23 protein-coding genes and 1 riboswitch are annotated in these 24,362 nt (G+C 70.8%); of the genes, 15 read left to right on the top strand and 8 right to left on the bottom strand.

The features are described 5' to 3' along the window. Positions 1-889: 889 nt before the first annotated feature. The 4 genes from qcrB to ctaE form a co-directional block, all read right to left on the bottom strand. Positions 890-2,614: a cytochrome bc1 complex cytochrome b subunit gene (gene qcrB, locus HQ603_RS07870; RefSeq protein WP_222684000.1), complete on the bottom strand. Its 1,725-nt coding sequence runs from the start codon at positions 2,612-2,614 to the stop codon at positions 890-892. Then, the gene (gene qcrA, locus HQ603_RS07875; protein WP_222684001.1) at positions 2,611-3,855 is read right to left on the bottom strand and encodes a cytochrome bc1 complex Rieske iron-sulfur subunit; all 1,245 of its coding nucleotides are present in this window, start codon (positions 3,853-3,855) and stop codon (positions 2,611-2,613) included. The genes qcrB and qcrA overlap by 4 nt, the downstream gene beginning before the upstream one ends. Beyond that, a complete protein-coding gene (gene qcrC, locus HQ603_RS07880; RefSeq protein WP_222684002.1) occupies positions 3,852-4,733 on the bottom strand; it encodes a cytochrome bc1 complex diheme cytochrome c subunit in 882 nt (293 codons plus the stop codon). The genes qcrA and qcrC overlap by 4 nt, the downstream gene beginning before the upstream one ends. A gap of 79 nt (positions 4,734-4,812) precedes the next feature. After that, positions 4,813-5,427, bottom strand: a complete 615-nt coding sequence (ctaE, locus tag HQ603_RS07885) for an aa3-type cytochrome oxidase subunit III (RefSeq protein WP_222684003.1) — start codon at positions 5,425-5,427, stop codon at positions 4,813-4,815. A 277-nt stretch (positions 5,428-5,704) separates the two neighbouring features. On the opposite strand from ctaE, the gene HQ603_RS07890 reads away from it, so the two are divergent. Further along, positions 5,705-6,184 (top strand): hypothetical protein, encoded by a 480-nt coding sequence (locus HQ603_RS07890; protein WP_222684004.1) that lies wholly within the window; start codon positions 5,705-5,707, stop codon positions 6,182-6,184. Positions 6,185-6,241: 57 nt separating this feature from the next. Next, a complete protein-coding gene (trpD, locus tag HQ603_RS07895) occupies positions 6,242-7,285 on the top strand; it encodes an anthranilate phosphoribosyltransferase (protein ID WP_222684005.1) in 1,044 nt (347 codons plus the stop codon). An 11-nt stretch (positions 7,286-7,296) separates the two neighbouring features. Here trpD and HQ603_RS07900 read toward each other — a convergent pair whose 3' ends face one another. Next, entirely contained in the window at positions 7,297-7,572 is a 276-nt protein-coding gene (locus tag HQ603_RS07900; protein ID WP_222684006.1) for an Lrp/AsnC family transcriptional regulator, read from the bottom strand. Between the two features lie 48 nt (positions 7,573-7,620). Then, positions 7,621-9,354 (bottom strand): DEDD exonuclease domain-containing protein, encoded by a 1,734-nt coding sequence (locus HQ603_RS07905; protein ID WP_222684007.1) that lies wholly within the window; start codon positions 9,352-9,354, stop codon positions 7,621-7,623. A 188-nt stretch (positions 9,355-9,542) separates the two neighbouring features. Between HQ603_RS07905 and HQ603_RS07910 the strand changes: the two genes are divergently transcribed. The 5 genes from HQ603_RS07910 to HQ603_RS07930 all read left to right on the top strand — a co-directional run bounded on the left by HQ603_RS07910 (position 9,543) and on the right by HQ603_RS07930 (position 14,479). Further along, positions 9,543-9,833: a hypothetical protein gene (locus tag HQ603_RS07910; protein WP_222684008.1), complete on the top strand. Its 291-nt coding sequence runs from the start codon at positions 9,543-9,545 to the stop codon at positions 9,831-9,833. A 115-nt stretch (positions 9,834-9,948) separates the two neighbouring features. Beyond that, a riboswitch (cyclic di-AMP (ydaO/yuaA leader) is annotated at positions 9,949-10,115 on the top strand. 56 nt (positions 10,116-10,171) lie between these two features. Then, positions 10,172-10,717 carry a C40 family peptidase gene (locus HQ603_RS07915; protein ID WP_222684009.1) on the top strand — a complete coding sequence of 182 codons (546 nt, stop codon included), beginning with the start codon at positions 10,172-10,174 and terminating at the stop codon, positions 10,715-10,717. Between the two features lie 242 nt (positions 10,718-10,959). Next, a complete protein-coding gene (locus tag HQ603_RS07920) occupies positions 10,960-12,012 on the top strand; it encodes a C40 family peptidase (protein WP_222684010.1) in 1,053 nt (350 codons plus the stop codon). Further along, positions 11,982-13,337, top strand: coding sequence for a peptidase MA family metallohydrolase (locus HQ603_RS07925; RefSeq protein ID WP_222684011.1), 1,356 nt, complete (start codon positions 11,982-11,984; stop codon positions 13,335-13,337). The genes HQ603_RS07920 and HQ603_RS07925 overlap by 31 nt, the downstream gene beginning before the upstream one ends. 17 nt (positions 13,338-13,354) lie before the next feature. After that, on the top strand, positions 13,355-14,479 hold the full coding sequence (locus HQ603_RS07930) for a glycosyltransferase family 4 protein (protein ID WP_222684012.1): 1,125 nt from the start codon (positions 13,355-13,357) through the stop codon (positions 14,477-14,479). On the opposite strand, the gene HQ603_RS07935 is transcribed toward HQ603_RS07930, so the two are convergent. After that, positions 14,467-16,272, bottom strand: a complete 1,806-nt coding sequence (locus HQ603_RS07935) for an AMP-dependent synthetase/ligase (protein WP_222684013.1) — start codon at positions 16,270-16,272, stop codon at positions 14,467-14,469. The two genes, HQ603_RS07930 and HQ603_RS07935, sit on opposite strands and share 13 nt — an antisense overlap. A 221-nt stretch (positions 16,273-16,493) precedes the next feature. On the opposite strand from HQ603_RS07935, the gene HQ603_RS07940 reads away from it, so the two are divergent. The 6 genes from HQ603_RS07940 (at position 16,494) to HQ603_RS07965 (ending at position 21,058) form a co-directional block, all read left to right on the top strand. Next, positions 16,494-16,904, top strand: a complete 411-nt coding sequence (locus tag HQ603_RS07940; RefSeq protein WP_222684014.1) for an SRPBCC family protein — start codon at positions 16,494-16,496, stop codon at positions 16,902-16,904. 64 nt (positions 16,905-16,968) lie between these two features. Next, on the top strand, positions 16,969-17,403 hold the full coding sequence (locus HQ603_RS07945) for an SRPBCC family protein (RefSeq protein WP_222684015.1): 435 nt from the start codon (positions 16,969-16,971) through the stop codon (positions 17,401-17,403). Positions 17,404-17,441: 38 nt separating this feature from the next. Beyond that, positions 17,442-18,671: an ArsA family ATPase gene (locus tag HQ603_RS07950; protein ID WP_222684016.1), complete on the top strand. Its 1,230-nt coding sequence runs from the start codon at positions 17,442-17,444 to the stop codon at positions 18,669-18,671. Further along, the gene (locus HQ603_RS07955) at positions 18,664-19,170 is read left to right on the top strand and encodes a hypothetical protein (protein WP_222684017.1); all 507 of its coding nucleotides are present in this window, start codon (positions 18,664-18,666) and stop codon (positions 19,168-19,170) included. Before HQ603_RS07950 ends, HQ603_RS07955 begins: the two co-directional genes overlap by 8 nt. Positions 19,171-19,186: 16 nt before the next feature. Beyond that, complete coding sequence (locus HQ603_RS07960; protein WP_222684018.1) at positions 19,187-20,170, top strand: ROK family protein; 984 nt, start codon at positions 19,187-19,189, stop codon at positions 20,168-20,170. Positions 20,171-20,317: 147 nt separating this feature from the next. Further along, positions 20,318-21,058, top strand: a complete 741-nt coding sequence (locus HQ603_RS07965; protein ID WP_222684135.1) for a lysophospholipid acyltransferase family protein — start codon at positions 20,318-20,320, stop codon at positions 21,056-21,058. Positions 21,059-21,079: 21 nt separating this feature from the next. Here HQ603_RS07965 and HQ603_RS07970 read toward each other — a convergent pair whose 3' ends face one another. Then, positions 21,080-22,330, bottom strand: coding sequence for a glycosyltransferase 87 family protein (locus HQ603_RS07970; RefSeq protein WP_222684019.1), 1,251 nt, complete (start codon positions 22,328-22,330; stop codon positions 21,080-21,082). Between the two features lie 43 nt (positions 22,331-22,373). On the opposite strand from HQ603_RS07970, the gene HQ603_RS07975 reads away from it, so the two are divergent. Further along, on the top strand, positions 22,374-22,865 hold the full coding sequence (locus tag HQ603_RS07975; RefSeq protein ID WP_222684020.1) for a polyadenylate-specific 3'-exoribonuclease AS: 492 nt from the start codon (positions 22,374-22,376) through the stop codon (positions 22,863-22,865). 70 nt (positions 22,866-22,935) lie between these two features. Further along, entirely contained in the window at positions 22,936-24,321 is a 1,386-nt protein-coding gene (locus HQ603_RS07980) for a class II 3-deoxy-7-phosphoheptulonate synthase (RefSeq protein ID WP_222684021.1), read from the top strand. Positions 24,322-24,362: the final 41 nt, after the last annotated feature.

Here is a 24,362-nt window from a genome sequence, read left to right on the forward strand (position 1 = left end):
GGCTTGGTCCGGCGATCCGCGCGGGTTCCAGGCGGCGCGGGTGCGTGGAGTGGCAACGGATGGTGGCCGGGGCGCTCGTGGGGCGGCGGTGGCCGCGGGGGCGGTGATCCGCGCGGGTTTCAGGCATCCACAGGTGTTGCAGGCAGCGCGTGTGCTTGGAGCGGCAGCGGATTGGACGGTGGGGTGCCTGAAGTGGACGCAGAGGCCGCGGGGGCGGCGATCCGCGCGGGTTCCAGGGATCCGCAGGTGTTGCAGGCAGCGCGGATGCCTGAAGCTGCAGCGGATCGGGCTGGGAGGGGCCTCGAGTGGCCGTCGCTGGCGCCGGGCCGGCGATCCGCGCGGGTTCCAGGGGTCCGCCCGTGTTGCAGGCGGCGCGGATGCCTGGAGCGGCAGCGGGTCGAGTGGGCGGGCCACGAGGTGCCTGACTCCGCCGGTCGAAAGGTGAGCAGGTGGTCCGAGCGAGCTGCGGACTCGTGCCCGTCGGCCCGGCCCAGTAATCCGCGCGGGTTCCAGGGGTCCGCCCGTGCTGCAGGCGGCGCGGATGCCTGGAGCGGCAGCGGGTCGAGTGGGCGGGCCACGAGGTACCTGACTCCGCCGGTCGAAAGGTGAGCAGGTGGTCCGAGCGAGCTGCGGACTCGTGCCCGTCGGCCCGGCCCAGTGATCCGCGCGGGTTCCAGGGATCCGCCCGTGCTGCAGGCGGCGCGGATGCCTGAGGCTGCAGCGGATCGGGCTGGGAGGGGCCGTCGGTGGCGCCGGGCCGGCGATCCGCGCGGGCTCCAGGGGCCTCGAGCGGAAGCGGACCGGGCGGGCAATGGGGGAGGGGAGTGCTGCCCCCGAAACGCCGACAGGCGCCACCCCGAGTGGGGTGACGCCTGTCGGACGTGGTGGCTCAGTGGCCGTTGGTGTCCGGACCGTGTCCGTTGCCGTTGGCGGAACCGTTGGTGTCGGGGACGTGCCCGTTGCCGTTCGAGCCGTTGCCGTTGGGGTGCCCGTTGCCCTGCGCCAGAACCTTGGCCTGGTAGGTGCGGAGCATGGTGAGCTGGTCGTGCTCGCCCTTGTGTGCGAGCTCCTCGTGCAGGCGGTGCTCCTCGTCCGAGTCCGGGGTGAACCAGCTACCGGCGCCGGGCTTGCCGGCGGTACCGAGCTTGTTCATCTTCTTCGGGATGGCAGCACCCTGGTACTCGAGCGGGATGGGGTGTCCGTGCTCGTCGACCGGGCCCAGCGGCTGGTGGATCTCGACGTACTGGCCGTGCGGCAGACGCTTGATCACACCGGTCTCGATGCCGTGCTCGAGCACCTGACGGTCACTGCGCTGCAAGCCGATGCAGAAGCGGTAGGTGATCAGGTACACGATGGGCGGAAGGACCAGGACACCGATGCGGCCGATCCAGGTCATCGCGTTCAGCGAGATGGAGAACTTGTACGCGATGAGGTCGTTGACGCAGGAGAGCGTCAGGACCACGTAGAACGCGATGGCCATCGCACCGGCGGCGGTACGCACCGGCACGTCACGCGGACGCTGGAGCAGGTTGTGGTGCGCGTCGTCCTTGGTGAACCGCTTCTCGATCCACGGGTAGGCGATCATGATCGCGAACACCGCACCCATGATCACGGCGACCCAGAAGACGGCCGGGATCATGTAGTTGCCGATGTACAGCTCCCACGCGGGCCAGAGGCGAGCGAGACCGTCGGTCCACATCATGTAGAAGTCCGGCTGGGATCCGGCCGAGACCTGCGACGGGTTGTACGGCCCGAGGTTCCACACCGGGTTGATCTGCAGGACACCGCCCATGACGGCCAGCACACCGAAGGTCATGGCGAAGAACGCGCCGGACTTCACGGCGAAGACGGGCAGGATGCGCACGCCGACGACGTTGGTCTCGGTACGGCCGGGGCCGGGGAACTGCGTGTGCTTCTGGTACCAGACGAGCGCCAGGTGAGCAGCGATCAGGGCCAGGATGATGGCCGGCAGCAGCAGCACGTGGGCGACGTAGAGGCGCGGGATGATGATCGTGCCGGGGAAGTCGCCGTCGAAGATCAGCCAGTGCATCCACGTGCCGATCACCGGGATGGAGATGGTGATACCGGAGAACGCGGCGCGCAGGCCCGTGCCGGACAGCAGGTCGTCGGGGAGCGAGTAGCCGAAGAAGCCCTCGAACATCGCCAGGATGAGCAGCAGCGAGCCGATGACCCAGTTGGCCTCACGCGGGCGACGGAACGCACCGGTGAAGAAGATGCGCATCATGTGCACGATGATCGACGCCGCGAACAGCAGCGCTGCCCAGTGGTGGATCTGGCGGATGAACAGACCGCCGCGAACCTCGAACGAGAGGTTCAGGGTGGTGGCGTACGCCTTGGTCATCTCGACGCCACGCAGGGGAGCGTAGGCGCCCTCGTAAATCGTCTCCGACATCGAGGGGTCGTAGAACAGGGTGAGGTAGACACCCGACAGCAACAGGATGATGAAGCTGTAGAGGGCGATCTCACCGAGCAGGAACGACCAATGCGTCGGGAAGACCTTGTTGATCTGACGGCGCAGGCCTGAGGACAGGTGGTATCGGGAGTCGACTCCCTCCGCCTGCTTCGCGGCGAGCGTGGCGATCGATGGACTCATCGTGCACCTTCCGATGACGAGGCCGCAGAGTTGCTCTCCGGCTCGTGTACTCCGGCCGGACGTTCCCAGTAAGCGGGGCCGAGCGGCTCGATGAAATCACCCGCGGCCACGAGGTAACCCTCGTCGTTGACCGTCAGGGGAAGCTGCGGAAGAGCGCGGGCTGCCGGTCCGAAGATCGGCTTGCCGTACTCCAACGCGTCGAATTGCGACTGGTGGCACGGGCAGAGAATCCGGTTGGTCTGCTGCTCGTACAACGAGGTGGGGCACCCGAGGTGAGTGCAGATCTTGGAGTAGGCGAAGTAGTCGCCGTAGTTGAAGCTCTCCTGCCCGACCCGCTTGACGGCGCGGTCCGCGTCCTCGGTGCGGAGTCGGATCAACATGACGGCGTTACGGATGCCCTTGAGCGCATGCGACAGCTCTTCTTCGTTGCCGCGCTCAGATTCGCGGAACGGGAACACCGTTTCCATGGCACCTGCGTCCAAGTCCTCGGGGCGAACCAGGACGACGTCGTCGACGCGGCCCGTGTATCGCCGAAGGTAGATCGTCTCTCCAAGGTAGTTCGGCGTCCAGCCGGACACCCACAGAGAGGATTCGTCGCCCTCGGCCCACGGGTTCTTGACCAATCCACCGAGGGGAAGGATCGACATGATGCCGAGTGCGCCGCCACCGAAGACCAGGCTTCGCTTGATCATCTTGCGGCGACCGAGCGTGGAGGTGTCGAACGAGTCGGACAGCTCCGCGACGACGGTCTTCTTGTCGACCTCGGACGATCCACCGTCGTGGCGGTCCTGGATGGACACCTCTTCGGGGATGAACTTCTTGGTGAACTGCACCGCGCCGACGCCCACGAAGATGATGGCGAGGCCCATGGTGAGGCCGATCAGCGGCGTGTACAGGCTGTACAGGCCGTAGTTGTCCTCACCCATGCCGGCGTACTGCCAGGGCCAGAAGAGGTAGATGCCGACGAACGCGATCGCGGACAGACCGGCGAGGAAGAACCACAGTGCGACGTTGCGCTCGGCACGCTTCTCGGCCTTGGTGCCGGGCACGGGCCAGCGGTGGCGACGGAACGCCACGTCGACGTGATCGAGGTTGGTGCCGAGCGCGACGAGCTCGTCACGACTCATGGCCGACAGTTCCTCGTCGGTGTACTTGCGATTGGGGTCGAAACCCTCTGCGCCGTTGTCGGCGGCGTCGGTGCCGGCGGTGCCGACGCCGTCCTTGCGACCTTCGTCGCTCATGACCTCACTCCGATCCACAATGCTGCTGCGACGACTGCGCCGATGCCGGCCACCCAGATGGCGATCATCTCGGTACCGGGGCCGAAGCCGCCGAGTCCGTAACCGCCGGGAGGCTGGGTCTCGGTCGAGGACTTCACGTAGGCGATGATGTCCGCCTTCTCCTCGGGTGTGAGCTGCCGGTCGGAGAACTTGGGCATGTTCTGGGGGCCCGTGACCATGGCCTGGTAGATCTGCTGCTCGTTGGCCGGGTCGAGGATCGGCGCGTACTTGCCGGACGACAGCGCACCGCCGCGACCGGTGAAGTTGTGGCAGGACGCGCAGTTGAGCCGGAAGAGCTCGCTGCCGCGTGCCTCGTCACCACCGCGGAGCGACTCCTGGGCGATGGACCCGTCGGAGTTGCGCACGACGGTGGGGCCGCCACCGTTGGCCTGGATGTAGGCACCGAGGGCGTCGACCTGCTCCTCGTTGTACTTCGGGGGCTTCCGCTCGGCCTGGGCCTCGTTGCGGGCCATCGGCATGCGACCGGACGACACCTGGAAGTAGACGGCGGCCTCGCCGACACCGATGAGCGACGGACCGCGGTCCTGGACGCCCTGCAGGTTCACGCCGTGGCACGTCACGCAGGACGTGTCGTAGATCTGCTGGCCCTCGCGGACCATGGCGGCGGTGTCCTCCTGCGCGGTGGCGACCTGCGCGTCCGGGGTCAGCGCGGCGGCCAGGAATCCGGCACCGACGAGACCCATGAACAGCGCCATGGCACCGCTGACCCGACGACGGGCGCGCCGACGACGACGCGCCTTGACCGCCGCGGCGGTGTCGGCGGCACCGTCGGTCCCGGTGACGTCGTCACCGGAGGTGGAGGGGGGTGAGGAGCTCATCTGTATCCCTTGTCGTGTCGGGACGGCTTGTCGGACGAGACCGATGAGGCTGTCATCGGAAGATTCGATGCGCGGTCGGCTAGCGGATGAAGTAGATCGTGGCGAACAGGGCGATCCAGACGATGTCGACGAAGTGCCAGTAGTACGACACGACGATGGCCGCGGTGGCCTGCGCCGGCGTGAACTTCGAGACGAGCGTGCGCGCGATGAGGAAGACGAACGCGATCAGACCACCGATGACGTGCAGGCCGTGGAAGCCGGTGGTGATGTAGAAGACCGAGCCGTAGACGCTGCTCGAGATCGACGTGCCCTCGTGCACCAGGTGGTAGTACTCGTAGCCCTGGCCGAGGACGAAGAACGTGCCCATCGCGAGCGTGATGGCGTACCAGCGGCGCAGGCCGAAGACGTCGCCGCGCTCCGCGGCGAACACGCCGAGCTGGCAGGTGAACGACGAGGCGATCAGCACGGCGGTGACCGGGACCGCGAGCGTCAGGTTCAGCTCGGTGGGCTCCGGCGGCCACTGTCCCTCGGGCGCCTGCGCGCGCGCGACGAAGTACATCGCGAAGAGACCGGCAAAGAACATCAGCTCGCTGGACAGCCACACGATGGTGCCCACGCTGACCATGTTCGGTCGGTTCAGCGAGTGGACACGCTGGGTGATGGCGGATCCCGAAGTACCTACTGCGCTCGTCACGTTCGCAAGTATGACTCGTCGTAGTACGGATGGCATAGCCGGGTCGGCGGTCGGCGGGTCGACGGACGTTCGCGCGCGCGTGCGGAATCGGGGCCGTCGCAGCGCCCTCGAGCCCGCGTACTGGACTTTCTGTCCAATAGGGTGGGTCGCCGCACGTCGGCGGGGGTGCGAAAACTTTTTTCGGGAACGTGACGGACGAGACGTCCGAGTCTCGACTCGAGGTCGAGTGTCGGCCGTGTCGGGCCGCGACGGGGCCGTCGTCTGGCAATCTCGGGTGATGACCGAGAAGCGTTCCGGACGATGGTGGCGGCGCCTGTTCGGCAAGGGTGAACCGACACCTCTCGACCCCACGCGCACGGACCTCGTGGTCGTCGCGTCGTGCTTCGACGACGTCGAGGCCTGCTCGGTCACGCTCGACCGCGCCGCGTCGACGACGCCGCCGTGGCGGCCCGACGAGCAGGCGGTGCTGCGCCATCATCTGCTGCTGCCGGGCGAGCACGTGGCGGACGCCGTGGCCGTCGCGGGACAGGACGAGTACCGCGAGGCGACGTCCGGGCCGCTCGCCGACACCCCGCCGATCGCCCCGACGCCGCGCGAGGAGCTGACCGTCGTCGTCCTGCAACGGGTGCAGGTGCTCGACGCACTGCACTGTTCGCAGGAGCGATCCCGGATGGCGGGATTGGCGCAGCGGCGAGGTGGTCGGGTTCTCGGCTGGGACGCCCTCCAACCCGACCCGGCCGCGGCCGTGTCCTCGTGATCGGCGGACCAGGGATCCGGCGTTCGAGGAGGATCGACGCCCACTAGGCTCGCGCCCATGAACGCGCCGCACGTGCCGAGGACCTGGCCGGCCGTCCTGGGGGAACTGGCCTCGGGACACGACCTGACGGCGGACGACATGGCCTGGGCGATGGACGAGATCATGTCCGACAACGCCACGTCGGCGCAGATCGCGGCGTTCGGCGTGGCGCTGAAGATCAAGGGCCCGACGGCCGCGGAACTGGGTGGCCTCGCCTCGTCGATGTTGGGCCACGCGCGTCGCGTCCCGATCGACGACGACGTCGTCGACATCGTGGGCACGGGCGGCGACCGCTCGAACACGGTGAACATCTCGACGATGGCGTCCGTGGTGGTCGCGGCGACCGGTGTTCGCGTGGTCAAGCACGGCAACCGGGCGGCGTCGTCGAAGAGCGGCGGAGCCGACGTGCTCGAGGCGCTGGGCGTGCGCATCGACCAGGGGCCGGAGCGCGTCGCCGACAGCGTGCGCGCGCTGGGTATCGGGTTCTGCTTCGCGCCGGTGTTCCACCCCGCGCTGCGGTACACCTCGGCGGCCCGCAAGGAGATCGGCATCCCGACGGTGTTCAACGTGCTCGGTCCGTTGACCAACCCGGCGGCGCCGCGGGCGGGCCTGGTGGGATGCGCGTTCGCGGATCTGGTGGACACGATGGCCGGAGTGTTCGCGACGCGGGGCAACTCGGTCCTGGTGGTCCGGGGCGACGACGGCCTCGACGAGATCACCACGTCGACCACGACGACCGTGCGCATCGTGCACGACGGCGCCGTCCGGACCGAGACCCTCGACCCGCGCGATCTGGGGGTGGCGCGGGTCCCGCTCGACGAACTGCGGGGCGGCGACGCCGACGCCAATGCCGACGTGGCCCGACGGGTGTTCGCCGGCGAGAGCGGTCCGGTGCGCGACGCCGTGCTGCTCAACGCGGCGGGCGCCATCGCGGCGCATCGCGGTGTCGAGGGCTCGCTGGTCGACGCTCTGGCCGACGCGTCGACGGCCGCCGCACAGGCGGTGGACTCCGGCGCGGCCGCGGCGCTGCTGGAGCGGTGGGCCGCCTTCACCTCGTCCTGAGCGGAGCGGGGCTACTCCCCGAGGGAGAATCCCGCGTCGACGTCGGCACTCGAGTACGACTTGAAGGCGATGTGCGTGTCGGTGCGGACGACGCCGTCGATGCGGTTGATGCGCTCGGTGACGACGTCGGCGATCTCTTCGTGCGAGCGGACCTTGACCACGGCGATCAGGTCGACGTCCCCGGCACAGGAGTAGACCTCGGTGACCCCCGCGACGTCCGCCACCGCGCGGGCGGTCTCCGGAATGGTGTGCACCTCGGAATGGATCAGAACGATGGCGGTGATCATGGCGCCAGCCTAGTTCGCCCGAGTGCCCGCGCACGGCCGTCTCCGCGCTCACGCCCATGCCATCGTCCGTTCCCGCTCGCGGCGTCCCGCGTCGCGCACGGTCGCGACCCAGGGGGCCCACCGGCCGGCGCCGCCCGCGGGCTCGCTCCACCGGTCCGTGACGTCGACGATGCGGACGCCGCCCGAGTCCAACCACCGGGCGAGCAGGGCCACTTCCTCCGGTGTGGTGCCGCGCAGCGGGGTGTCGTCGGGAATCACCGTCTCCGCGCCGGCGATCAACGCCTCCACGACGGGCATCGGCGCCACGCCGCGCCGTGAGACCCCTGCGGCCGCGAGACGGCCGTGGCGGACCACGACGAACTCCCACCCGCCGTCTTCCGCACGCCGCGCGGCGACCAGCTGCCCGACGGCCGCGAGTGCGCCCAGACGCTGCACCGTGCGCAACGCCGTCAGGAGGGCGGCCGTGCGGTCCCGCACGCGAGCGGCGGTCTCGAAGAGCAGGTCCTCGGACAGCGCGTCGATCCGTGCCACGGCCTCCTCGACCACCGACACGTCGACGCCGTCGGCGAACCGCCGGAAGGCGTCGGCGAGGGGCGCGTACTCGGCGGCGGTGGTGGGTCTGCCCGCCGCGGTGCACCCGCCCACCGATTCCTGCTCGCAGTGGTGGACTCCGGACGCACGGATGCGCCGCGTGCACGAGCGCAGGCGCAGGTGCTCGGCGACGAGCGCCGCGCTCTCGACGGCCGTGGTGCGCTGCGCGAACGGGCCGATCGCCCCGGGAGCCGGTGTGCGCACGACCGACAGGCGAGGGAACGACTCACGGGTCAGGGCGATCCACCAGCCCTTGCGTGGGTACTTCGACCGCCGGTTGTACGGCGGTGTGTGGGCGCTGATGAGCCGTAGCTCGTGCACTCCCGCCTCGACCGCGTGGCTGCACTCGACGTGGTCGACCCGCGTGGCGAGCGCGATCATCTCCTTCATGCGCCCGCGCGTCTCGGAACCCGTGAAGTAGGTCCGCACACGGCGATGGAGGTTCTTCGACGTCCCGACGTAGAGCACCTCGTCGGACGGGCCGCGGAACAGGTAGACCCCCGGGGCGTGCGGGAGTCCCGCGGCGAGCGTCCGTTTGGCGCGGTGCGCGGCGGTGATCGTCGGCAGGTAGTCGACGAGTTCGGCGTAGCTCTGCACGCCCTGGTTACCGACCCGCTCCATGAGCCCGTGCAGCACGTCCACCGTGGCGCGGGCGTCGTCGAGAGCGCGGTGCGTCGGACGTGTGGACGAGGTGAAGAGCGTCGCGAGGGACGAGAGCTTGACCGAGGGCGCCTCGGCGCGGGTGAGGACCCGGCGGGCCAGCTGCACCGTGCACAGCACCTGGAATCGAGGCCACGCAAGATCCATGCGCACCGCCGCCGCCCGCAGGAAGCCGGTGTCGAACCGGGCGTTGTGCGCGACCAGAACGCACCCGCGGGCGAACTCGAGGAACGCGGGCAGCACCCGTTCGATCCGCGGAGCGTCGACGAGCATCGCCGAGGTGATACCGGTGAGCTGCACGATGGACGGGGGGATGCTGCGCCCCGGGTCGACCAGGGTGGCCATCTCGCCGAGCACGCGGCCGCCGCGAACCTTCACCGCGCCGATCTCGGTGATGGCGTCCTCACCCGGGCGGCCGCCGGTGGTCTCGAGGTCGACCACGACGAAGGTGGTGTCGCGCAGCGGCGTGTCCAGCTCGTCGAACGCCAGCTGTCCGCCGGCGACTCCGTCCTCCGGTCTCGTTCTTCCCACGCCGCGCACCGTAGGGCCCCCCACCGACAGAGTCCGTGCGTCGAGACCTCCAACCGGGCCGTGTCGGTGGGTGGGGTTAGCGTCCGCCTCGTCGACGACGTCCGGTGCATGCCGGGTGTCGGCGACACGGGCGGCGGCGCTGTGACACCGCCCGACGGTCAGCGACACGACGATGAGACGGAGATCACATGATTGTCGATTGTGGGGACTGCTCGGTGCGGGGCGACGCGTGTTCGGACTGCGTCGTGTCCGTCCTCCTGGGGGTTCCGTCGGTGCCGTCGGCCGTGGCCGACTCCGGTGCGGCGGAGTTCGGTCGAGCGCGTCGATTGCGGCTCGAGCAGGACGAACGCGAGGCGATGCAGGTGCTCGCGGACGGCGGCTTGATCCCGCGCCTCCGGTTGGTCCGGGGCAGCGGACTCGGGCGGCGCGGCGGGGTCGGCGGCAACCGGTCGGGTGGGTCGGAACACGCGGCGGGCTAGGTCTCGGCCGTGACCGAATTGCGACACGTCACGAGTCGACTCGACATCGCGGAGACGGTTTCGTAATCTTTCCGAGACATTGCGGAGTCGAGCAGATCCACCCACGGACTGCGTCGCAGTGTCACCGCTCAATCGGACACCTCTTCCGGGTGTCCGAGCCGGGAACCCACCGTTTCACCGGGGTGAATCCCGACGCGAACGCGATCCGCGTTCCGCCGGGTAGGGCTGATCTTCCCAGCCCGAACCCGTCAGCTAACTCGGTCGGCGGATGACAGGAAGAAACGGAGCACCTCTTTCTCGTGGCGAAACACCGCAAGCCCAGCACCACTGCACGACCCGTGCGCAACGTTCTCGTCGCCGGCGCCTTGACCGCCGGTGCCATCGCGGTCCCCGCGGCCCCCGCCTTCGCAGCGCCGGTCGAGATCCCCGGAATCGGCACCGTCGAGGTTCCGGACCAGATCCTGAGCCAGCTGCCCCCGCTCCCGCAGACGCCCGGCCTGCCGCAGATCCCGGCGCCCGTCGCCCCCGCGCCGTTCCTGAGCGCCGGTGCGCAGGCCGCTCAGGCCGCGGAGAGCAAGGTCGGCGCTCCCTACGTGTGGGGCGCTGCCGGCCCCAACGCCTTCGACTGCTCCGGCCTGGTCAAGTGGGCCTACCAGCAGGCGGGCATCGAGTTGCCGCGCACCAGCTACGACCAGGCCGCGGCCGGGACTCCCGTGTCCCAGAACGCCCTGCAGCCGGGTGACGTCATCTCGTTCTACGGCGGCTCGCACTCGGGCATCTACGTCGGCAACGGCAACGTCGTCCACGCGTCGACCGAGAGCCAGCCCGTCAAGGTCGTTCCGCTGTCGTCGATGCCCTTCGACGGCGCACGCCGCTACGCCTGATCTGCCGCTCCACCACGAGAGTTGCGACGAGAACCGAGCCGACCACCGGTTCGGTTTTCGTTGTTTCTCACGACCGATCGACGGGTTCGCGGGCTGTTTCCGCAAAGCCGGCCGGGTCCGCCCGACCTCGCCGTAATCTGATCGTGATCGCGAGACGCGTCGCGTGCCTCGTCGTTTCACCCCGTTCCGGCCCTCGACGCCGCCGGTTCCCGCCGGCCATCGACGAAGGAGAAGTTCCGCCCGTGTCGTCCTCGGCCCCCGTTCGCCGCACCGTCGGCGGTCTCCTTCTCGCCGCGGCCCTGTCCGCCGCCGCCGCTCTCGCCGCGCCCGCGTCCGCCGACCCCGTTCCGGGCGCCTCGGTGTCCGACTCGATGACCCGGCTCGCCGACCTGTCGCACCAGTCGGAGCTGACCACCGAGGCGATGCACAACGCGCAGATGGAGCTCGACGCCAAGTCCGCCGCGCAGCGCGAGGCGGAGGACCGACTGGCCGCCGACCGCGCCGCCGCGGATGCCGCGCGGGCGCAGCTCGAGACACTGCGGCCCGAGGTCGACAAGATCGCCCGGGCGAACTACCAGGGAGCGCGGACCAACCGCCTCTTCGCAGTGATGGTCAGCGACTCCCCGCAGCAGCTCCTCGATCAGATGGCGGCGCTCGACGTCATCTCCAAGGACACGGCCGCCACGGTCGACAGCTTCCGCGCCACCTCCGACGCCGCGGCCGCGGCGGCGGAAGCCTCCGCTCGGTCCGCCGAGGAGGCCCGCGCCGCCACCGAACAGGCCACGGCGGTGAGCGACGACCTTCAGAGCAAGCAGAGCACCCTGCAGACCGAGATCGCGGACGTCGTCTCGGCGTTCGGCGCGCTCTCGGCGAACGAGAAGGCGCAGCTGGCCGGATCGGCGTTCCCGCCGGGCTTCGACCCGTCGGTCATCCTGAAGTCGCTCACCCCGGGCTCCCAGTCCGGTGCGTTGCAGGCCGCCCTCACGCAGATCGGCAAGCCCTACGTGTGGGGCGCCACCGGACCGGACGGGTACGACTGCTCCGGGTTGGTCGTCTGGGCCTACCAGCAGGTGGGCAAGACGTTGCCGCGATCGAGCCAGGCGCAGGCCGCTGGGGGAACTCCGGTGAGCAAGGAGGATTTGCAGCCCGGTGACCTGGTGCTGTTCTACCCCGGCGCCACCCATGTCGGCCTCTACGCCGGCAACGGAAACGTGTTGCACGCCAGCACCTTCGGCGTTCCGGTGCGGGTGGAGTCGATGGCGTCGTGGCCGTTCTACGGCGCCCGCCGATACTGACGGTGCCGCGCGCCGCCGCGGCCCTCTCCGCCCTTCTCTCCCTCCTGATCCTCGCCGCGTGCGCCGGGCCCGCGGGCGGCGCGGACGACACGGGTGCCACCGACTCCTCCGAGTCCTCCCGGGCACCCGCGAGCGCCGACCGACAACGCCACGACGACGTCACCGCGCTCCTGGACCGGTGGGGAGCCGCCGTGCGCTCGGGAGACGACGACGGCGTCCGCGCGGTCCTCGATCCCGCCGCCGATCCGGCGTTCGTCGCGCGGGAGGTGGCACGCGCCGACGTGGTGGCGACGGTACCGTTGTCGGACTTCGGGTACGAGATTCTCGACGAGCCGGAGACGCCGGTGCCGCCGGACCTGGCGGATGCCGTGGACGCGACGGAGGTGTGGGCGCCGCGAGTGGCCCTGCGCTACGCCTACGCGGACGCCGACACCGCGCCGACCCGACGTGACGTGTCGCTGGTCCTCGCGCGCCGCGGCGACGAGTGGCGGATCGTGTCGGACGAGGAGCGTCCGCAGTACGGCCGGACCACGTGGCGCGGACCGTGGGACTTCGGACCCGTGGAGACGGTGCGGGTGCAGACCGGGTCGACGACCTCGATCGTCGTCGGGCATCCCGAGCAGCGCGCGTTCCTCGATGCGGTGGCCGGTGACCTTCCGGCCGCGGTCGCGGCGGTGTCGGATTTCGTGGGTGAGGGCTGGACGCGGCGCGGTGTGGTCACCGTGGCCGGGTCGGATGCGGAGTTCACGTCGCTGGCGAACGGGTCGACGACGCCGGCGGTGGCCGCGTCGACGATCGCGGACCCGGCGCGGGGTGGCCTGGTGACCGGTCAGCGCGTGGTGTTCGGCGCATCTGCGCCGGGCCGCCTCACCGAGTCGACGCGCCGCACGGTGCTCCAGCACGAACTGACGCACGTCGCGCTCCGGGCGATCACCGGCGAGGGTGCGCCGCTGTGGTTGCTCGAGGGCGTCGCGGACTACTCCGGCTACCGCGGGTCCGGGCTGAGCGTCGCGCAGATCGCACCGACGCTGTCCGCCGTCGTCCGCGTCGGTGGGCCGCCGACGGTGCTGCCGGAGGACGACGACTTCGGGGCCGGGGGGTCGCGTGGGTCCATTGCGTACGAGTCCGCCTGGTCGGTCGCGTCGTTCGTCGCGGATCGGTTCGGCGAGGCGCGGTTGCTCGCGCTCTACCGCGCGCTCGCCGGCGGTCCGACGGATCCGACGCGGCTCGACGCCGCGCTCTCGGCCACGCTGGGTCTGCCCACGGAGGCGTTCCTGGAGGAATGGGGCCGCTGGGTCGCAGGAAAGACGGCGGGGCCCGCCTGACCGTCTACGGTTGATCGGTGCGCCGAACCCTGCTGGTCACCAACGACTTCCCGCCTCGCCGCGGGGGAATCCAGTCCTACCTGCACACGTTCGCGCGGCTCCTGCCTCCGGAGGACCTGGTCGTGTACGCGCCGCGGTGGCGCGGGGACACGCACGTCCGCTTCGACGCGGAGCAACCGTTCGAGGTGGTGCGGCACCCGACGACCCTGATGCTGCCCACACCGCTGGTCGCGCGTCGGGCGGCGCAGTTGGTCCGTGACCGGGGATGCGAGACGGTGTGGTTCGGCGCCGCGGCGCCGCTGGCCGTCCTGGGTCCGCACCTGCGCCGGGCGGGCGCGTCGCGGGTCGTGGCGTCGACGCACGGGCACGAGGTGGGGTGGTCGATGCTGCCCGCGGCGCGGCAGACGCTGCGGCGCATCGGGTCGACCGCGGACGTCGTCACCTATGTCAGCCGCTACACCCGGGGTCGATTCGCGTCCGCCTTCGGAGCGGACGCGGCACTCGAACACGTTCCGCCGGGCGTGGTTTCGACGGTCTTCCGACCCGACGACGCGGCTCGCGCGGACCTGCGCGCGCGCTACGGGTTGGGGGATCGGCCGACCGTGCTCTGCCTGTCCCGGCTGGTGCCGCGCAAGGGGCAGGACGTTCTGATCCGTGCGCTGGCCGGCATCCGCGAGCAGATCGACGGCGCGGTGCTGGTGATCGTCGGCGGCGGGCCGTACGGCGACACGCTCCGCCGGTTGGCGACGGCGTGCGGGGTGGCCGAGCACGTGGTGTTCACGGGGTCGGTGCCCGCCGACGAACTGGCCGCCCACCACACGATCGCCGACGTGTTCGCGATGCCGTGCCGCACCCGCGGCGCGGGCCTGGACGTCGAGGGCCTCGGCATCGTGTTCCTGGAGGCGTCGGCGACCGGTGTTCCCGTCGTCGCCGGTCGGTCGGGTGGGGCGCCGGAGACGGTGATCGAGGGCGTGACGGGGACGACGGTGGACGGCACGGACGTCGAGGACGTCACCCGGTCCGTCGTCGGGGTGCTGCAGGACCGGGATCGCGCGGCGGCGATGGGCGCCGCGGGCCGCGAGTTCGTCACCACCGAGTGGCGGTGGGACGACCTCGCGGCCCGGTTGGCTCACTTGCTGTAGAGGGCCTCGATGTCGCTCGCGTAGGACTCCGCGACGACGTTCCGCTTGAGCTTCATCGTGGGGGTCAGCTCGCCGCCCTCCTCGGTGAAGTCCACCGCCAGCACGCGGTACTTCTTGATGGCCTCGGCGTGCGAGACGGTCTTGTTGGCCTCGGCGACGGCGGCGTCGATCTCGGCGACGAGGTCCGGGTCGGAGGTGAGGTCGGCGACCGTCGCCGACTCGTCCTTGCCGTTGCGCTGCTTCCACCCGGGGAACGCCTCGGGGTCGACGGTGATGAGCGCGCCGATGAACGGACGCTGATCGCCGACGACCATCGCCTGGCCGATCAGCGGGCTCGCCCGCAGCGAGTCCTCGAGCCCGGCGGGGGCGACGTTCTTGCCGCCCGCGGTCACGATGATCTCCTTCTTGCGACCGGTGATGGCGATGTAGCCGTCGTCGTCGACGGTGCCCAGATCGCCGGTGTGGAACCACCCGTCGGTCAGGGCCTCGGCGGTGGCGTCGTCGTTCTTCCAGTAGCCGCCGAAGACGACGCCGCCGGACAGCAGGATCTCGCCGTCGTCGGCGATGCGCACGGCGTTGCCGGGCAGCGGCTTGCCGACGGTGCCGATGCGCTGCTGTCCGGGGGTGTTCACGGCCGCGGCCGCGGTGGTCTCGGTGAGTCCGTAGCCCTCGTAGATGGTGATGCCGAGGCCGCGGTAGAAGTGCGCGAGGCGCTCGCCGAGCGGCGCGCCACCGGAGATGGCCAACTCGCATTGCCCGCCGAGCGCCGCCCGCAGCTTGCCGTAGACGAGACGGTCGAACAGCGCGTGCTTGGCGCGCAGTACCAGCGACGGCCCGGACGCGTCGAGCGCCCGGCTGTAGGCGACGGCCGTGTCGGCGGCGGTGTCGAAGATGCGGCCCTTGCCGTCACCGTGGGCCTTCTGGCGGGCGGTGTTGTAGACCTTCTCGAACACTCGCGGGACCGACAGGATGAAGTGCGGGCGGAACGCTCCGAAGCTCTCCACGAGCCGCGGGATGTCGGCGGTGTGGCCGAGCGTGGCACCGCGATCGAACGCGGCGATCGAGACGGCCCGCGCGAGGACGTGCGCCATGGGCAGGAACATGAGGGTGGTCCGACCCTCGGTGAGCATCTCGCCGAGTGCGCTGGCGGCGATGCCGCGGCTCTCCGCGAGGAGGTTCGCGTGGCTGAGCACGCAGCCCTTGGGCCGGCCCGTCGTCCCCGAGGTGTAGACCAGCGTCGCCGGATCCGAGGACTTCAGGGCCGCCACGCGCGCGTCCACCGCGTCGTCGCCGAGCTCGGCTCCCGCGTCGGTGAGGACGTCGACGGCGCCCTGCTTCTCCGGCGAGACCTCGATCTGGAAGGTGTGGTCCACGTGCGGGAGATCGGGGAGCACCTCGGCGAGGATGTTCGAGTGCGCGACCGTCTCGACGATCGCGACGCGGGCGCCGGAGTTCTCGAGGATCCACCGCACCTGACCCGCCGACGACGTCTCGTAGACCGGCACCGTGACCGCGCCCGCCGCCCAGATCGCGTAGTCGAGCAACGGCCACTCGAATCTCGTGGCGGACATGAGGGCGACGCGGTCGCCCTGCTCGACGCCCGACGCGATCAGCCCCTTGGCGACGGCACGCACCCGCGCGGCGAAGTCGGCCGCCGTGACGTCGGTCCACGACCGACCCTGGCGGCGGTAGACCACGGCGTTCGGACGCGACCGCTCGTGCGCGAACACGGCGTCGACGGCGGATTCGCCGTCGTCGACGGAGAACGAGGCGGGGACACTGAATTCACGCACGGACGGCTCCGGTGGTCGAGGGTGGTCGAGAGTGTGGGTCGAGAATCTTGGGTCGAGAGGGTGGGGTCGAGAGTGTCGGTCCGGGGCGGTGACCGACCGGGGGTTCGGGACGGGTCGCACCGGTCACGCGGTTCGGACGAGGATTCACACTAAACCCGTCTCGATGTGAGTCGTCACGGGTCCTGTCGGACGGCGGGTGGCCGCATGGGACGCTGACACGTATGAGCAGCGTGCAGGTGGCGGATCAGACGTTCGTCGCAGCCCCTCCCGCCGACATCGCGGCCGTGGTGGGCGACCCCCGGCGGTGGCGGTCGTGGTTCCCGCGGCTGACGGTCACGGTGACCGAGGATCGTGGGGACAAGGGGGTGCGGTGGGCCGTCGCGGGGGAGCTGGTGGGCACCATGGAGGTCTGGCTCGAGCCCTCCCTCGACGGCGCGATCCTGCACTACTTCCTGCACGCCGAGCCCACCGACCCGGCGGCCTCGGCGCCCGTCCTGGACCGCGCGCGTCGGGTCGCGGGCAAAGCCATGTCCTTCGAGGTGAAGGGTCTGCTCGAGGCGGGTCGAGCGCCGGGCGAGGCGCCCGCGCACACTACGTCCGTCCCCGGAACCGACCCCGGCGTGCGGACCTGACGGTGGCACCGTCGATCATGGTGCCGACGCGACGATCGCTCGCGCGCGAAGACTAGGGGCAGTCATGGCAGACAAGACCACGAAATCCATCGTCGTCGGTGGCACGCCCGAGGCGGTCATGTCGGTGATCGCCGACTTCCCGGCGTACCCCGAGTGGGTCGAGGCCGCGAAGTCGGTCGAGGTGCTCGAGGACGGTCCGACCGGACGCGCGCGTCGTGTGCGCTTCGTCCTCGACGCCGGCATGGTCAAGGACACCTACGAGCTCGAATACGACTGGGACGGAGACCGTTCCGTGTCGTGGCACCTCGTCGAGGGCCAGATGCAGAAGTCGCAGGTGGGGTCCTACCGTCTCGCCGACCGCGGCGACGGCACCACCGAGGTGACGTACGAGCTGACCGTCGACCTCGCGATCCCCATGATCGGACTGTTCAAGCGCAAGGCGGAGAAGGTCATCACCGACACCGCCCTGAAGGAGTTGAAGAAGAGGGTCGAGGGCTGACCGCCGAGGCGACCGGAACGCCCGCCCGCCTCACCGTCGTGGTGGGGTCGGGCGGCGCCGGTAGGTCCACCGTCGCCGCCGCGACGGCGACGCGACTCCACCGACGGGGCGCGCGCGTGGTGCTCGTGGCGTGGGACGGCACCGATCCCGCGGCGCTGCTCGGCTCCGCCGTGGACGGCCCCGAGATCGTGCGACTCGACGCCGCCGCGCTGGTCGAGGAGCGCTACCGCACCCTGGCCGCGATGGCCGCGGGCGCCCACGAGCACGGCGCCGGGCCGTCCCTGCCCGACGCCGAGGAACTCACCGGGGTCCCCGTCGCCGAGACCGTCGCCGGTCTCGCCGAGGTGATCCGCCTGGCCGACCGGCCCGACGTCGACCACGTCGTCGTCGACGGCCCGTCGGCGGGGGAGTGGGCGGACGTCGTCGCCACGCCGACGTCGGTCGCCGGGTACCTCGACCGCATCTGGCCGCAGCACGCGCGGGTGGTCGCCGCCACGAGCGGCGACCTGCGCGCCGCCGTCCTGGTCCAGGTGGTGGACCGCATCGTGGCGACGGTGACCCGGATCGGCGCCGTGCTCGGCGACGCGTCGCGCACCGACGCGCTCGTCGTCGCCGGACCCGGCCGCCGCTCGGTCGCCCGCGCCCGCGACGTGCTGACGCGGACGGTGTTCCACGGCCTCGCGGTGAGCGCCCTCGTGATCGACGGCGTGCAACCGGATCTCGGTGGCGCGGTCCCGACCTCCGTTCTGGGGACGCATCCGGCCGTGTTCTGGGCCGAGCGGCGCCGCGCGGAGCACCTCGCGGCGGTGCGTGCGGCGGAGCAGTCGCTGCCGGGGGTCCGCGTCGTGACCGTGACCGAGCAGCCGAGCGAGCCGGTAGGGTCGACGGCTCTGGCGGCGGTCGGCGACGAGATCGGCGACCTGGTCCCGTCCGCGCCCGGATCGGTTCCGGCGCTCGCGCCCCGGGTGGAGCACGAGTCGGGACGCGGGCTCGAGTCGGTGTACGTGATGAGAGTGCCGCTGCCGTACGTGGATCCGTCCACGGTGACGGTCGGACGCGTGGAGGACGACATGATCGTGAGTGCGCAGGGAGCGCGACGTCGGCTGCGGCTGGCGTCGGTCCTGCGACGCTGCGTGGTCGCCGGCGCGGAGTTCGACGGGGCCGACGCCACCAGCGAACTCGTCGTCCGCTTCACTCCCGACGCCGCCGTGTGGCCCGAGAACCTCGCCGCACCGTCGGCCCCGGTTCGGGAGGACGGGGATGGCTGACGCCGGGGAGACCCGTGACCTCGTGGCGGAACTGCGGGTCCTGGCCGAGCGCGTCATCGACCGGGTCGAGCCCGCCCTGCGGCGACTCGACGACCCCGACGCCCCGCACTGGGACGGGTGCTCCTGGTGCCCGCTGTGCGCGCTCGCGGCGGCGCTGCGCGGCGAACGGCACGATCTGCTCACCCTGGTCTCGACCGAGTTCGACGGGCTGGTCGCCGTGGTCCGCGCGTACCTCGACGAGCACGCGTCCCCGACCGCCGCGTCCTCAGCGTCCTCAGCGTCCTCTGCGTCCTCTGCGTCCTCTGCGTCCTCTGCGTCCTCCGCGTCCTCCAAGGCCTCCAAGGCCTCCAAGGCCTCCCCGGCCCCGCGAACGGAGACCGCGGACGGCGCCGGGTCCGGCGCATCGACGTCGTCGGTTCGCCCCGGTGGCTACCAGCCGATTACCGTGACGACGGCGCAGCAACCCACCCGGGAGCGTTCGACGCCGCCGACGCAGTAAAGGACCGAGCACGACAGTGAGAACACACGGCCACGGAGCCAAGCCCTTGACCATCGGAATCGACGTGGGCGGCACCAGCATTCGAGCGTCGGTGGTCGACGTGGACGGTCAGGTCCTCGACTCCACGCAGGCGCCGACGCCCCAGGAGTCGCGGGCGCTCGAGAACGGGATCGACCGCGCGGTGCGTGAGCTGGCGAGCCGCCACGACATCGCCGCCGTGGGGCTCGCCGTCGCGGGCTTCATCAACTCCGACCGCACCGTCGTGCGCTTTGCACCGCACCTGCCCTGGATCAACCGGCCCGTGGCGCGGGAGATGACCGAGCGCCTCGGCATCCCGGTCATCCTCGAGCACGACGCCAACGCGGCCGCGTGGGCGGAGCACCGGTTCGGCGCCGCGGCCGGCGGGGGCAACGTGGTCATGATCGCCATCGGTACCGGCATCGGTGCGGCGCTGCTCATCGACGGCAAGCTCTACCGCGGCAGCTACGGCATCGCCCCGGAACTCGGCCACCTGCAGGTGGTACCCGACGGGCGTCAGTGCGCGTGCGGCAAGCGCGGGTGCTGGGAGCGGTACTGCAGCGGCACCGCGTTGGTGGACACGGCGATCGAGCTGTTGGCCGCCAACCCTCGCGGGTCGACGGTGTTGGCGCGGGAGGCGTTCCTCGACCCGGGGTCCCTGACCGGGCGTCGGATCGCCGGGGCCGCGCAGGACGGCGATCTGGTCGCCATCGAGACCATGTCGGAGTTCGCGCGCTGGCTCGGCATCGGACTGGCCCTGGTCTCGGACGTCTACGACCCCGATCGCATGGTCATCGCGGGCGGAGTCGCGACGTCGTCGGCCCTGTTCCTCGACACCGCACGCGAGCACTACGCGGCCCAGATCACCGGCGCCGGCCATCGACCGCTCGCCCGGATCCGCGGCACGCAACTGGGGGAGGCCGCGGGCATGATCGGCGCCGCCGAGCTGGCTCGCGTGGAGGTCGGCGCGTCCCGCGGATGACCGGTCGGTAACAGCTGCGTGAGATGTGTCCGACTGCACGTCCGAACTGTGGCTGGTGTCATAAACCGACGGTAGAGTCGTGACCCGTAACGTCCCGCGATCGTCGCGGATCCGGGGGGCGGCTGTTCGACGAAAGGCGTGTCGGGAATGTGGTATTGGGCCTTCAAGTACGTCCTGCTCGGTCCGCTGCTGCACGCGTTGGGGCGACCGAAGGTCGAGGGGCTCGAGAACATCCCCGTCGACGGTCCGGCCATCCTCGCGAGCAACCATCAGGCCGTCCTGGACTCGTTCTACCTCCCGCTGGTGGTCACGCGCCGCATCACGTTCCTGGCCAAGAGCGAGTACTTCACCGGGAAGGGCGCCAAGGGCCGGTTCCAGCGGTGGTTCTTCAGCTCCGTCGGCCAGGTTCCCATCGACCGGACGGGCGCGTCCGCCGCCCAGGACGCCCTCGACGCGGGTCTGCGGGTGCTGCGGAACGGCAAGCTCCTCGGCATCTACCCCGAGGGCACGCGCTCCCCGGACGATCGGCTCTACAAGGGCAAGACCGGGATGGCCCGGCTCGCCCTCGAGAGCGGCGTGCCCGTCATCCCCGTCGCCATGATCGGCACGGCCAAGATGAACCCCATCGGCTCCAAGCTGCCGCGGCCCACCAAGGTCGGCGTGAAGATCGGCAAGCCGCTGGACTTCTCGCGGTACGAGGGCATGGCCGGCAACCGCTTCGTCGAGCGCGCGGTCACCGACGAGGTCATGTACGAGCTCATGAAGCTCGGCGGTCAGCAGTACGTGGACGTCTACGCCGCGAGCATGAAGAAGGCCACCGAGGAGTCGGGTGACGCGGTGGGCTCCGACGGCGGCGCCGCCCGGATTCCGGACAGCCGCGCGGGCTGAGTCCCGCTCCACGCGGGCCCGTCAGGCCACCGGCTCCGGGGTCCGGCGCCGCGGCAGGACCGCGGCCACCACGAGGAAAGCCACCCCCCACCACACGTACGACGACGCCTGGATCTGATCCCACATCGGCCACCCCAAGCCGTCCCATCGGCCGGGGCCGAGGCGCCAGTGCGCGGGAAAGTGCAGCACCAGCGCGCCGATCACGGCGAGGACGGGGAGGGCGAGGGACCGGCGCACGAGCCCGGCGTGGATGCACAGCACGAGGATCGGCACCGACCACACCCAGTGGTGCGACCACGACACGGGCGAGACCAGCAGTCCCAGAACCGCATTGACGCACAGCGCCGTGAGCCGGTCGCCGACCGCGAGGGCGCGATGCATGGCGACGACGGCGATCAGGCCAACCACGACGCTGCACGCCAGCCACAGCAGGGTGCGCGGCCCGTCGTCGAGTCCGAGGCGGGCCAGCATGCCGGTGAGCGACTGGTTGGCGACGTACCCGGGGTGCCCGATGCGGTCGGAGTCGATCAGCACGTCGGTCCAGTACCGCACCGAACCGTCGACCGTCGCGACGAACCCCAGCGCGGTGAACCCGAGGAACGACGCCACCACGGTGGCCGCCGCGCGGAACCGTCGGGCGAGCAGGAAGTACAGGACGAAGACGGCCGGGGTGAGCTTGATGGCCGTGACGAACCCGACGAGCAGACCGCGGGGCCACGGCGTGCGGCGGGGCAGCACGTCGAGGACGACGAGACACATGAGGACGACGTTGATCTGGCCGTAGTCGAACGTCGACCACACCGGTTCCAGCGCGAACGCCGCAGCCGTGCCGGCGGCGGCCACCCACGCGGTGTCGCGGGCGCCGAGGTCCGCGAGGGAGCGCACGGTGACGGCGACGGTCACCGCGAGCAGCACCATCGTCATCAATGTCATGACGGTCGACGCCACGGCCAGCGGCAGCACCGCCATGGGGGCGAAGGCGAGGGCCGCCATCGGGGGATAGGTGAAGGGCAGCGGGATGTCGACGCTGGTGGCCGGCAGCACCCCGTAGAGGTCTACGCCGTCGAGCAGGGCGCGGCCGCCGATGCGGTAGACGTCGAGGTCGAGGCGGTAGATCTCGCCCCACTCGCGGAGCGGAGGCAGTCCGATCAGATTGAACGCGACGCCGGCCAGGAGGCCGACGACGGTGAGGACCTTGGCGGCGAGCACCAGGGGCCGACGCCACCGGGGCGGGTCGCCGACGTGGACGGTCGGCGCGGGTGTGCTCCGCATGCGTGGTCCTTCTGTCCCGGGGCCGGCCGATAGGGTGGCCACCGTGCGCTACTTCTACGACTGCGAGTTCATCGAGGATGGTCGCACGATCGATCTGGTCTCCATCGGCATCGTCGCCGAGGACGGCCGTGAATACTACGCGGTGTCGGCGGAGTTCGATCCCGAGCGGGCCGGTCCCTGGGTCCGACGGAACGTGCTGCCCAAGCTGCCCCCGTACTCGTCGTCGCTGTGGCAGTCCCGCGCCCGCATCCGGGACGAGATCCTCGACTTCGTCACCGCGGGAGGCGCCGGGGACGTCGAGATGTGGGCCTGGGTCGCGGCGTACGACCACGTGGCGCTCTGTCAGCTGTGGGGGCCGATGACGGCGTTGCCGCGGGTCATGCCGCGATTCACCCGCGAGTTGAAGCAGTACTGGCAGGACCACGGATCCCCCGCCTTGCCGGACGCACCGGACGACGCGCACGACGCGCTGGCCGACGCGCGGCACAACCTGGCCAAGTTCCGCGCCGTCGAGGCCGCCCGCGCCGCAGGCTGACCTCGCGGGGTGGTCCGGCACCGCCCGACCGGACTCGTGACCGTGACCGGTCACCACCTATCCTGGTCTGGTGAACTGGACTGTCGACGTTCCGATCGAACGCCTGCCCGAGCTCCCGCCGCTCCCCGAGGCCCTGCGCGAGCAGCTCGCCGCCGCGCTGGCCAAGCCCGCCGCGCAGCAGCCCGATTGGCCGGCCGATCAGGCCGAGGCGATGCGCACGGTTCTCGAGAGCGTGCCGCCCATCACGGTGGCGGGCGAGGTGGAGCGGCTCTCCGCCGAGTTGGCCGCCGTCGCGCGCGGCGAGGCGTTCCTGCTTCAGGGCGGCGACTGCGCCGAGACCTTCGTCGACAACACCGAGCCGCACATCAAGGGCAACATCCGCACCCTGCTGCAGATGGCCGTCGTCCTCACCTACGGCGCGTCGTTGCCGGTGGTCAAGGTCGCGCGCATCGCGGGTCAGTACGCCAAGCCGCGCTCCGCGGACGTCGACGCGCTGGGCCTGAAGTCCTACCGCGGCGACATGGTGAACTCCCTGGTCGCCGACGAGGCCGTGCGTGCGCACGATCCGTCGCGCCTCGTGCGGGCCTACGCCAACGCCAGTGCGGCGATGAATCTGGTGCGTGCCCTCACCGGCGCCGGCATGGCCGACCTGCACAAGGTGCACGACTGGAACCGCGAGTTCGTGCAGAACTCGCCCGCCGGCGCCCGCTACGAGCAGCTCGCCTCCGAGATCGACAACGGCCTGAAGTTCATGAACGCCTGCGGCGTGACGGACCCGAACCTCAAGCAGGCCACCATCTTCGCCAGCCACGAGGCGCTGGTGCTGGACTACGAGCGCGCGATGCTGCGCCTGGACAACGACGACGAGCACCCCAAGCTCTACGACCTGTCCGCCCACTTCCTGTGGATCGGGGACCGCACCCGTCAGCTGGACGGCGCGCACATCGCGTTCGCCGAACTGGTCTCCAACCCGATCGGCCTGAAGATCGGGCCGTCCACGACCCCGGACATGGCCGTCGAGTACGTCGAGCGGCTCGACCCGACCAACAAGCCCGGCCGCCTCACCCTCATCTCCCGCATGGGCAACGGCAAGGTTCGCGACCTGCTGCCCGCCATCGTGGAGAAGGTGCAGGCCACCGGGCACCAGGTCATCTGGCAGTGCGACCCCATGCACGGCAACACGCACGAGGCGTCCACGGGCTACAAGACGCGCCACTTCGACCGCATCGTCGACGAGGTCCAGGGCTTCTTCGAGGTCCATCGCGAGCTGGGCACCCACCCCGGCGGCATCCACGTCGAGCTCACCGGCGAGAACGTCACCGAGTGCCTCGGCGGCGCCCAGGACATCTCGGATCTGGACCTGTCCGGCCGGTACGAGACGGCGTGCGACCCCCGCCTGAACACCCAGCAGTCCCTCGAGCTGGCGTTCCTGGTCGCGGAGATGCTGCGCGGCTGAGACCGCCCGGGCCGCTGTCCTGTGGCGTTGCTGCCCTTCGG

The organism is Rhodococcoides corynebacterioides (genome assembly GCF_019834675.1).
Lineage (GTDB): Bacteria > Actinomycetota > Actinomycetes > Mycobacteriales > Mycobacteriaceae > Rhodococcoides > Rhodococcoides corynebacterioides_A.

Excerpts from the sequence above, each read along its gene's own strand:
- HQ603_RS07900 (WP_222684006.1), bottom strand. The coding sequence starts at position 7,572 with ATGATCACCGCCATCGTTCTGATCCATTCCGAGGTGCACACCATTCCG.
- qcrB (WP_222684000.1), bottom strand. The coding sequence starts at position 2,614 with ATGAGTCCATCGATCGCCACGCTCGCCGCGAAGCAGGCGGAGGGAGTC.
- HQ603_RS07910 (WP_222684008.1), top strand. The coding sequence starts at position 9,543 with ATGATTGTCGATTGTGGGGACTGCTCGGTGCGGGGCGACGCGTGTTCG.
- HQ603_RS07940 (WP_222684014.1), top strand. The coding sequence starts at position 16,494 with ATGAGCAGCGTGCAGGTGGCGGATCAGACGTTCGTCGCAGCCCCTCCC.
- qcrA (WP_222684001.1), bottom strand. The coding sequence starts at position 3,855 with ATGAGCGACGAAGGTCGCAAGGACGGCGTCGGCACCGCCGGCACCGAC.
- HQ603_RS07945 (WP_222684015.1), top strand. The coding sequence starts at position 16,969 with ATGGCAGACAAGACCACGAAATCCATCGTCGTCGGTGGCACGCCCGAG.
- trpD (WP_222684005.1), top strand. The coding sequence starts at position 6,242 with ATGAACGCGCCGCACGTGCCGAGGACCTGGCCGGCCGTCCTGGGGGAA.
- HQ603_RS07970 (WP_222684019.1), bottom strand. The coding sequence starts at position 22,330 with ATGCGGAGCACACCCGCGCCGACCGTCCACGTCGGCGACCCGCCCCGG.
- qcrC (WP_222684002.1), bottom strand. The coding sequence starts at position 4,733 with ATGAGCTCCTCACCCCCCTCCACCTCCGGTGACGACGTCACCGGGACC.
- HQ603_RS07965 (WP_222684135.1), top strand. The coding sequence starts at position 20,318 with ATGTGGTATTGGGCCTTCAAGTACGTCCTGCTCGGTCCGCTGCTGCAC.
- HQ603_RS07890 (WP_222684004.1), top strand. The coding sequence starts at position 5,705 with ATGACCGAGAAGCGTTCCGGACGATGGTGGCGGCGCCTGTTCGGCAAG.
- HQ603_RS07955 (WP_222684017.1), top strand. The coding sequence starts at position 18,664 with ATGGCTGACGCCGGGGAGACCCGTGACCTCGTGGCGGAACTGCGGGTC.